A 9,517-nucleotide genomic window follows, 5' to 3' on the forward strand; every position below is an offset into this window, starting at 1 on the left:
ACGACCAAGCAGGGAAGCGGTTAAGCCTGGCCGCCCCGCTCAGGGACCCACAGGCGCGATAGGGAGGAATCGATGAAGCTTGCGCGACGCGAGGTGCTCGTGGGGGCGGCCGCCATGGCTGTTGCCTCCAAGTCTTTTGCTGCGACGGGAGGCCGGTTTGTTATCGGCGTCCTGCCGAAGACCGTGATCAACGACGTCTTTATGAACAACATTGCCCAGTTCGCCAAACAGGAAGGCAAGAAACTCGGCGTAGATATCGAGATCCATTCGACCTCCGGCCACGGGGCAGTGGAGCAACAGGTCTCGATGATGGAAGACCTCATCTCGCGCAAGGTCGACGGGATCGCGCTGGCCGCATTGGATAGCAAGGGCCTAGCACCCGTGGTCGCACGCGCCGCGAAGGCGGGCATTCCCGTAGTGATGATCGACAGCGGCGTCGAGACAGATCCGAAGAACTTTGTCACGCTCATCGCGACCGACAACGTCGTGGCCGCCGGCCTCGCGGCAGACTACACAGCGTCGCTCCTGAGCTACGAGGGTAAAGTGGCACAGCTCGAGGGCGAGCCCGGCTCCGAGGCAGCGATCGACCGCCGGACTGGCTTCCACAAGGGGATCTCCAAGTACCCCAAGATGAAGATCGTCTCCTCCATCACTGGCCATTGGACAACTTCTGGCGCTGTGGATGCGACCGAGGCGATCCTGACTGGCAACCCGGACCTCAACCTGATCTTCGCCTCGTCGGACCTGATGGCTGTAGGCGCGGCCGAGGTCCTCAAGCGCCACAAGCGCGAGGATATCATCGTTGTCGGATTCGATGGCATCCGCGAAGGCACTGCCTTGGTCAAGGAACACGAATCTGCCGGTGATGTGTCTCAGAACGCCAAGGCGATGGGGGAGATGGCAGTCCAGATTCTGACCGAGATTGCAGCGGGCAAGAAGAAGCCATCGGATTTTCCGAAGAGCATCAACTCTGGGATGAAGCTTCTCAACTATTGGAACGTCGACACCTACCGGCACGACATCCTCGGCATCAAAGCCTGATCCGCCGTGGGGCGGCCGGACCGGCCGCCCCACGGCCAGAACACAATTCCGTTGCGGAGGGTGGCGACGATGATCGCTCAAAGCGATAGCGGCACGAGAATTCTGCCGATCGTGGAAATGCGTGGAATCTCGAAATTCTTCGGTGGTGTCGCAGCCCTCGAGGACGTGGATTTCCATGTCAACAAAGGTGAGGTCGTTGCTCTTCTGGGTGACAACGGGGCCGGCAAGTCGACGCTAATCAAGATTCTTGCAGGTGCCGTGTTTCCAAGCGAGGGCAGCATTCATGTGGATGGGCAGGAGGCGGAGATCGGCTCGCCCGCCCGGGCCAAGGAACTCGGGATCGAGACGGTCTATCAGGATCTCGCGCTTTGTGACAATGTCGACGTGCCCACTAACATCTTCCTCGGACGGGAGATCCGGCGGTCCGTGGTCCGCGGGCTCGTAAGTGTCTTCGACCGCCGCCGGATGGCCGAGGAAACCAGGCGCCTGCTTACCGATCTGAAGATCAACATCACGGACATTCACGCCCCGGTGCGTGATTTCTCCGGCGGCCAGCGGCAGACGATCGCCATCGCCAAGAGCGTTTATTCCGCCGCCAAGCTCATCATCATGGACGAGCCGACCGCGGCGCTCGGCGTGGCCCAGCAGGAGCAGGTGCTGACGCTGATTGAAGGGCTCCGCAACCGCGGCGAGGCGATCGTGCTGATCAGTCACAACATGGATGACGTGATGCGGGTGGCCGATCGCGTGGTCATCCTGAAGACCGGGCGCGTTGTCACCAACCGTCCCGTCGGCGAGGTCGACCGGGACGGGCTCATCCGGATGATCATCTCCGGAATCGACGAAGCACTGGAGCTCACTGCGGCTGGCAGCCCGGAGGCACGGACATGACCGCGGGACAGGAGAACATCACCACAGTCGGTGCCGGAAGCACGTCCACGAAGGACCTCACGCTGCGTCTGCTCGACAAGCTCTCGACGGTTCTCGTCTTCATTCTGATCCTGGCGCTTCTCGAAGCCGCCCGCCCCGGCTTCATAACCTTCAGCAACGTGAGCCTGATCTTCCTGCAGGCGACGACGCGGGCGATCCTCGCCATTGGCGAGATGTTGGTGATCATCAGCGGCGGGATCGATATCTCGGTCGGCACGGTGATGTCGCTCGCCATGGTCACCATGGGGGTCTCGGTCATCGACGGCGGTATGCCCATGGAACTGGGTTTCGTGGTCGCCATTGGCGCGGGCGCTCTGATGGGCTCGGCGAATGGCTTCCTCGTCGCCTTTGCCCGGTTGCCCTCGTTCATCGTCACCCTCGGCACCCTCGGCATCGCCCAGGGCATGGCGCTGATGATCAGCAACGGCCGTTCACTTTACGGGTTCCCGCCGGGATTCGACTTGATCGCCGGTGGCACGATCCTTGGCATCCCAGTCGCCGTGATCATCCTGGCCGTCTTTGCGGTGATCATGCTCGGCGTTTTCTACGAGACGAAAGTCGGCCGCTACGCCTTTACCATGGGCGGCAATGAGGAGGCGACGCGACGCGCCGGGATCAACCTGCGCGCCTACAAAGTTGCCATCTTTGCCATCTCGGGGGCCACGGCGGGGCTCGCCTCGATCATCCTCGCCTCGCGGATCGACTCTGCCCATCCCGGCATCGGCTTCGGCTACGAACTCGACGCGATCGCCGCGGTGGTGATCGGGGGCGGCAGCCTGATGGGCGGGCGCGGCACCGTCTGGGGCGCGATCATCGGCGCGCTGATCATGGCGGAGATCCGGTTCGGGCTGAACGTGCTCGGCATGTCGCCATTCATCCAGCAGATCGTCGTCGGCGTGATCCTGATTGCAGCGGTCTATATCGACACCCTGCGCACCCGTGCCCGCATCAAGCATTGAGTGTCCCATGAGTTCCACCGCCTATGTTTCCGCCAACCGCTTCCCGGCTCCCAAGGCGCGGCTGCGCCTCGGCCTTGTCGGCGGCGGGGGCGGTGGGTTCATTGGACCCGTCCATGCGCTCGCCGCAAGAATGGACAATCGCTACCAACTGGTTGCCGGAGCACTCTCATCAAACCCGGAAACTGCCCGGCGCGCTGGCGCGGCTTTCTTCCTTGACCCTAAGCGGACCTACATTGACTATCGAGAGATGGCGGAGCGGGAGGCGCGGCGGGCCGACGGGATTGAAGTCGTGGCCATCGCCACACCCAACCACACCCACCACGCGATTGCCCGCGCCTTTGTCGCGGCCGGCATCCACGTCATCTGCGACAAGCCCCTGACGGCGACGCTTGAAGACGCATTGGACCTGCAACGCGCCGTCGAACTCGGCAACGCGGCTTTCTACGTCACCCATGCCTTCGCCGCCTATCCAATGATCCGCCAGGCGCGAGAGATGGTGCGACAGGGACTGCTGGGAGATATCCGGCTCGTACACGTTGAGTTCATGATGGACTGGCTGACTGAGCCCATCGACCAAGAAGGTGATCGCCACGCGGCTTGGCGGACCGATCCCGGCCGCTCAGGCAAGGGCGGCGCAATCTCGGACATCGGCACTCATGCCTTCCACCTCGCCCGCTTTGTCACCGGACTCGAGGTGAAAGGCCTCTCGGCGCAGTTGCGCAGCTTCATCCCGGGGCGAGCACTGGACGACAACGCTCATGTGCTGCTGCGTTTCACGAACGGCGCCGAGGGGACACTGATGGTTTCGCAGGTGGCGCCCGGCAACGAGTGCGGTCTGCGGCTGCGCGTGTATGGCGAGAAGGCAGGGCTGGAATGGGCGCAGGAGGATAGCGACCACCTCCGCTTCGCCCCTTTCGGTCGTGCCATCCGAACTCTGGCGCGGGGAGAACCGGGGCTCTTTGCCGGCACTGAACGAATGTCGCGCGTGCCGCGTGGCCATCCGGAAGGTTATCTGGAAGCATTTGCGAACCTTTATTCGGAAATCGCGGTCGATATTTCTGCGCGCGCTACCGGGCTCCCATCCGAAGTTCCATGCCTTGCCGCCGATATCTACGATGGTGTCCTGGGCATTTCCTTTGTCGAGGCCTGTGTTCAATCGAGCCGGAATGGTGGCCGCTGGATCGACCCCGGCGGACCAAGGAATGCACTGACGGCGAACATGCCGCCTACGGTCGAAGCGGGGGTACCGAGTTGACAATCCGGGTAGGGATCATCGGGGCCGGAACGATGGGGCGCGCGCATGCCATCGCGATCGATCGTGAAATCAAGGGTGCGGCACTCGCGGCTGTCAGCGAGCCGGAAGAGCGGAACGTCGCGGCGCTTCGGGCTGCGATCGGGCCGGTCGCGATCTTCGCCGATCCGGAAGACCTCATCACATCGCCGGATGTCGATGCGGTCATCATCGCGAGCCCGGACCACACCCACGCCGGATATACGGCGGCCTGCATCCGGCGGGGCAAGCCGGTCCTGTGCGAGAAGCCGCTCGCCGACACATCCGCCGCCTGCCGTCAGATCGCGTCCCATGCCGCGTCACCCGAAGCGCCGCCGGTTCTCGTCGGCTTCATGCGGCGTTTTGATCCTGCCTATCGCAGCCTGAAGATGGAACTGGCACGCGACGAGGTCGGGCCCCTCCGCCTCATCCGTTGCGTCCACCGGAACCGGGTCGCTCCCGCCTTCTTCACTGGAGCGATGGGCATTTCCAATGCTATGGTGCATGAGTTCGACATCCTGCGCTGGCTGACAGGAGCAGAGCCCGTCCGCGTGCTGGTATCGGCCCCGCCCGCGAATGCGCAGGAGCGCGATCCGCTGTTGGCCCTCGTGGAACTTTCGAACGGCGCTCTGGCGGACATCGAAGTGTCGATGAACGCAGGCTACGGATACGACATTCGGACCCAGGTGCTTGGACGCGAGGGCATGATCGAGATGGCCGCGCCGTCCTTTGCCCAGGTCGGCGTGAACGGCCGGATGGTCGAGGTACCGTGCGCCGATTTCGTCGAACGCTTTGCGGATGCCTATCGCGTCATGCTCTCGTGCTGGGTGCAGGGCATCGGCAACGGCATACCCACAGCGGAAGGTGCCTCTGCCGTCGACGGGCTTCGCGCCATGCAGGCGGCCGAAGCCGCGATCGCCTCGCTGCGGTCGGGCGGCTGGTCACCCGTCCCGCCCGTCGGGCGCGATCCGTGGTGAAGCAATGCATCGGCATGGCGTTTGACCGCCGATGCCGTCGGGACTCGGCCCCTCGACACCGGGTCCCGGCGACCGGGTGGCCTCGGCGTCTCTTCTCCCGCCGGGGCCATTCTCTTCTGCCAGAGACTTCTACCCCGACGATCACCCCTTAACCTGTATCGACTCCAAGTAGTCGACCAGCGCGTCGATACGGCTGTTCGCAAGCTGCCCGGCGTCCACGCCATGAGGAACCTCATGAGCTTTCTGCAAAGCCTCGGCGAGATAGCGGTAGCCCCAGACCGGCATGGCGCGGTCTCCGTGAGGATTGATCATGGACTGACCGTCGATGTAGTCCCGGATCTGCTGCCTCGGGAACGTGCCCCCACTTCTCTGCGCGAGAACCGTCAGGTTCGTCGGCTGTGTCTTGAGTGCTGGAGCGACGGGGCCGCCCCCTTTGGCGTCGCTGCCGTGGCAGGTAGCACAGGACTGCATGTATTCGATCTGGCCGAGCGCGATGCTCGTAGAGTCGGCCGCAGCGGTCGGAAGTGGCGCGAAAAGAAGGACAAGCACGGCAGAGGTAGCAGCGGCGCCCTTCAGCCTAATACTTTGGATGAACATCTTGAACCTCCTGCGATGTGAAAGAGTTCGTCGCAAGGCCTACTGTCTAAGAGTGTCATATCTTCTCATTGATGGCTGTCATCCGGTGTTCGGCTGCCCTGTATCGCGAGGCGGCTGGTCACGCGAAGAGCACCCACCGTCGGCCCAGCAATATAGAGAGAGTTCAAACGAGTTGGCACGGCGAGATCATCCAGTCTGCGCATCGTGTAAGCGTGTTGTCGGGGCCGGCAGCGCCACGCCTCACATAATTCTACAAATTGGAGATGCCTTCGCCCTGCAAGAATCGAGTGAGCCCTTTCTTGGCCCTGTCGAGCGTGGCGCCGACGGTCGAGCCTGCTTTCTCTGCGTCGTCCTCAAGCTGCTCCGCTCCGTCAGCATCAAGGTGCCCTAACACGTTTGCCGAACCGGAGGGGAGGTGGTCGGCAAACTGCGAGAGTGCCATCTGCATGTGATTGGCATTCTGCTGATGAACCGCTTTGACCTCCTCAGCCCGGGGAGCCGTACCAGGGACGGTTAGATTAGCCGGGCCGACATTCGACGGCTCTTGCAGCGAAAGGGCATGTAGGAGATCCGGTGCAACGGCATCCCGCTTGGTCAGAGGCTCCGTGATCCCGAACAGCTTTCTCACCGTTGCGATGATCGACGTGTGGTCGAACGGATACGTTGATCCTTCGGGGGGACGCACAACGCTACCAGCGGGGATCCATGGGGAGATCAAGACCGCCGGCACCCGCACTCCATAGCGGTCGAACTTGAAGCCGTCGGACGCCAGATCATCCGGTGGAACTGCGTCAGGCGGCGGGACGTGATCGTACAGGCCGCCGTGCTCGTCGTAGGTGATGATGAACAAGGTCCGGGTCCACGCCGCACCATTTCTGATCGCGTCGTAACAGCGCGCAATCAACCGTTCGCCGTAAGTGATGTCATGCGGTGGATGCTGATCGTTCGGCATCCGGCTCAGAAGTGGGTCGGAGAAGTATCGGGGTTCGATGAAGCTGTAACTGGGAAGCCGTCCCGCCATCGCGTCGGCCATGAAATGCTCTTCGAACGAATAGAGGTGATCGGGCAGGTCCGCCCAGATTCTCGAGAGTGTCGCCACCTGGGGCATGTCGTGGAAGTACACCCGCCAACTCCGGTTGGCAGCCGACAGCCGATTGTAGATCGTCTCCATCAGGTAGGGGACATGCAGGGGCATGTTGTTCACGTAGCCGCTTGCCGTTCCGGTGTGGACGAAGAACCTGTTTGGCCAGGTCTGATTAGGCGCCGAGGCGAACCAATCGTCGGACACACCAAAGGACTGCGCGAGCGTGCTCAGGACCGGAACCTGATCCGGCGAGTAGCCATGCATGATGTCCTTCGCGGTGGCATTTGGGATGCTTGCGTAGTTTGTGGCGAATCCCTCCATGGTGGCCGGTGATGGTGGCGCGTTTCCCGCGCCGAAAATCTGGGCCGTGATGTCGTCGAATGACTCTCCCGGGTCCGGGTCGGGGATCGTGAAAGAAGGCTCTTGGATTCCGCCGCTGGTCCACACGCGGATCTTCTTGCCATTCACGACATTGGTCTCGTTCCCCTTTAGACCCGCAAAATCCGAGCGGTCGGGATAAAGCCGTCCGAGCATGCTGTCGAAGGATCGGTTCTCGAGCATCAGCACAACGACATGGTCAATCTCGGCCATCGTTACACCTCCGGTTCACGAAGCCAGGATGGGTCGATCGCCTGATCCAGAGCAATCCGGTACGGCCAATCGAGTCCCGACAGGACCTTACTGTAGGTCATGCGGCAATTCCTACCGGTCGGAAACTGCATGACCTTTGGGGCGTCTCCGAGCACCTACAACCGTCGCCAATGCCGCGCCTGCGTCTTGGGGAAGAAAGGGCGGGATGCGGGCATTCGCTGCGGCAGGGACGAATGGCCGGTTCGTGCCTGGGTCGCTATCAGAAACGTCCCATTACTCGGTATCCGATTTTGGATGAGACCCACAGCGCAAGCGATACGATAGCGCCGCCAGCCAGAGCAGCGCCGCCGCTTTGGATCAGCAAGAAAGGAACGGTCAGCATCCATAAGGCGAGCGTCATGGAGACGGCCTCTGCCAGGCCGCCGGGGCCTTGATACATGAGCATATTGAAGAGCGAGTATCCATCGAACGCAGCCATCGCCAGGAAGGCGCCGATCAAGGCAGTGAGCCAGAAGGAAAAGCGTTGGGGCCGTCTTTGGATCGTCCGCGCGAGAAGCCACCGAGTAATCAAGGCCAGGACAAGGAAGGGAATTTCGAACCAAACAGAAAGTGGGAGAATGAGGGCAAGGCCGTCCGGGAGAGTGACCACAGAGACGTTCTGAGCCCTGAGCGTCTCGCGCGCCACCACGCCCATTAAAGCGGGAAGAGCCAAGCCGCTTATCCAGATTGCATGGATAAGCACACGAGCCGAGCTACGGCCTTTGAGATCGGCTTGGTCATCCGGCTCCATCTGCCCCTCCCTCATCCAGAGACGATGGGGGATCGGACGCGCTCGCAGCACCTTTACTGGGCCGAGCAAGAAAGTAGGCCAGGACGGCCCAGGTCGGCAGTGTCATCCAGGTCAGAACCCAAAGCAGCACTGCCAGGACCTGGGCAATCGCGAACTGCACCTCGGACGCTGGCTTCGCATCGCCTCCAAAGAACCACATCGCTATGAAAGTGGCAGGCCACGCCAGAGTCATTACGGACGGCAACAGGATTGGCCATCCGGGCCAGCCGATATCATGCAAGCGACGATAACCGGCCGATAGCCATGGGACCAAAAGTGCAAAGCCCAAGAGCAGTCGAGCGGCTCGCCCAGAAAGTGGATCGTCAAAAAGTGCGAGACCCAGAAACCCGAGGGCGGGCGCGGCAACGACATAGGCGAGAGTGACTGCCAAAGTGAACCACCAGAACTCCGACCGCGAGGCGCGCCCGGAGAAGTTTGCATATTGATGCAGGCAGGTTGCAATGGCCCTCTCGAAAGACATGCCAATTCGCCCATACAACTCTATTTCTTGAACTGGCAGGTCTTCGGCCATTGTGCCTTGATCGGAGTCAATCGCCCCCTGATGCGCGACCACTTCTCTAACGCGTTCGCCAATTTTGCAGCGAGCGCGCCTCAAGGTGTCGGTGGCATAGCGCGACCGCTCCGTGCGTCTGGGACGCGAAGTGGACGTTGGCGTGAACCAAGGACCAACGCCAGCTCTGGGCCGGCCGCGCATGGGGTCGCGCGGCCGACGGTGCAGTTCGCAAAGGTCGCCGTTACTCAGGCAGCCATGTTAAGCACGTCGATGCCGTGCCGTTCCATCGCGGCACCGATCCTGGCGAAGTCAGGCTGCTCTTGCGCCTCGGCGGTGCCGATGTCGCGGAAGAAGGCGATCATGGTCGGCTCGATCAATACTACCATTCGTACAGTGCAGCCACTTTCGTTCGCATAGTTGTGTGGCATGCCCGAAGCAATGCGGACCGCAGTGCCCGGACCGGCCGTGATCACCACCGGCGGTTCGGTTGCGCCGGGAAACTGCCGAACGGTCAGTTCGCCTTCGACGATGTAGAACATCTCGGCGGAGGCGTGGCTGTGGGGCGGTGTTCCCGATCCGTCCGGCACCTCGACCTCGATCAGTTCGAGTTCCGAGCCCGGAAGACCCCCGAGAAACCGGATGCGGTCACCCACGACCCAGAGAGCGTCGCCCTCCTTGGGCCGGTTCACGTCAACTTTCATCGCTTTTCTCCTTTGGTTGCGATG

At 62.0% G+C, this 9,517-nt stretch carries 10 protein-coding genes; 5 read left to right on the plus strand and 5 right to left on the minus strand.

Annotation, left to right across the window (positions count from 1 at the left end):
- The first annotated feature begins 72 nt into the window (after nucleotides 1–72).
- The 5 genes from EIP85_RS20505 (at nucleotide 73) to EIP85_RS20525 (ending at nucleotide 5,177) form a co-directional block, all read left to right on the plus strand.
- Nucleotides 73–1,041, plus strand: coding sequence for a sugar ABC transporter substrate-binding protein (locus tag EIP85_RS20505; protein WP_127904083.1), 969 nt, complete (start codon nucleotides 73–75; stop codon nucleotides 1,039–1,041).
- Nucleotides 1,042–1,110: 69 nt separating this feature from the next.
- A complete protein-coding gene (locus EIP85_RS20510; protein WP_206615613.1) occupies nucleotides 1,111–1,932 on the plus strand; it encodes an ATP-binding cassette domain-containing protein in 822 nt (273 codons plus the stop codon).
- Entirely contained in the window at nucleotides 1,929–2,930 is a 1,002-nt protein-coding gene (locus tag EIP85_RS20515) for an ABC transporter permease (protein WP_127904084.1), read from the plus strand. Before EIP85_RS20510 ends, EIP85_RS20515 begins: the two co-directional genes overlap by 4 nt.
- 7 nt (nucleotides 2,931–2,937) lie before the next feature.
- Nucleotides 2,938–4,185, plus strand: coding sequence for a Gfo/Idh/MocA family protein (locus EIP85_RS20520; protein ID WP_127904085.1), 1,248 nt, complete (start codon nucleotides 2,938–2,940; stop codon nucleotides 4,183–4,185).
- Nucleotides 4,182–5,177: a Gfo/Idh/MocA family oxidoreductase gene (locus EIP85_RS20525; RefSeq protein WP_277749325.1), complete on the plus strand. Its 996-nt coding sequence runs from the start codon at nucleotides 4,182–4,184 to the stop codon at nucleotides 5,175–5,177. Before EIP85_RS20520 ends, EIP85_RS20525 begins: the two co-directional genes overlap by 4 nt.
- Nucleotides 5,178–5,318: 141 nt before the next feature.
- Here the strand turns inward: EIP85_RS20525 and EIP85_RS20530 are convergent, their stop codons facing one another.
- The 5 genes from EIP85_RS20530 to EIP85_RS20550 form a co-directional block, all read right to left on the minus strand.
- A complete protein-coding gene (locus EIP85_RS20530) occupies nucleotides 5,319–5,774 on the minus strand; it encodes a c-type cytochrome (protein ID WP_127904087.1) in 456 nt (151 codons plus the stop codon).
- Between the two features lie 250 nt (nucleotides 5,775–6,024).
- Nucleotides 6,025–7,449, minus strand: a complete 1,425-nt coding sequence (locus tag EIP85_RS20535; RefSeq protein ID WP_127904088.1) for an alkaline phosphatase family protein — start codon at nucleotides 7,447–7,449, stop codon at nucleotides 6,025–6,027.
- 259 nt (nucleotides 7,450–7,708) lie between these two features.
- Nucleotides 7,709–8,239 (minus strand): hypothetical protein, encoded by a 531-nt coding sequence (locus EIP85_RS20540; RefSeq protein WP_127904089.1) that lies wholly within the window; start codon nucleotides 8,237–8,239, stop codon nucleotides 7,709–7,711.
- Nucleotides 8,226–8,810, minus strand: coding sequence for a DUF805 domain-containing protein (locus tag EIP85_RS20545; protein WP_164871833.1), 585 nt, complete (start codon nucleotides 8,808–8,810; stop codon nucleotides 8,226–8,228). The genes EIP85_RS20540 and EIP85_RS20545 overlap by 14 nt, the downstream gene beginning before the upstream one ends.
- Before the next feature lie 227 nt (nucleotides 8,811–9,037).
- A partial coding sequence (locus EIP85_RS20550) for a cupin domain-containing protein (protein WP_206615610.1) occupies nucleotides 9,038–9,517 on the minus strand: 480 nt, incomplete at its 5' end.

The sequence above is a fragment of the Solirhodobacter olei genome (assembly GCF_004010155.1).
Classification (GTDB): Bacteria; Pseudomonadota; Alphaproteobacteria; order Rhodobacterales; family Rhodobacteraceae; genus Solirhodobacter; species Solirhodobacter olei.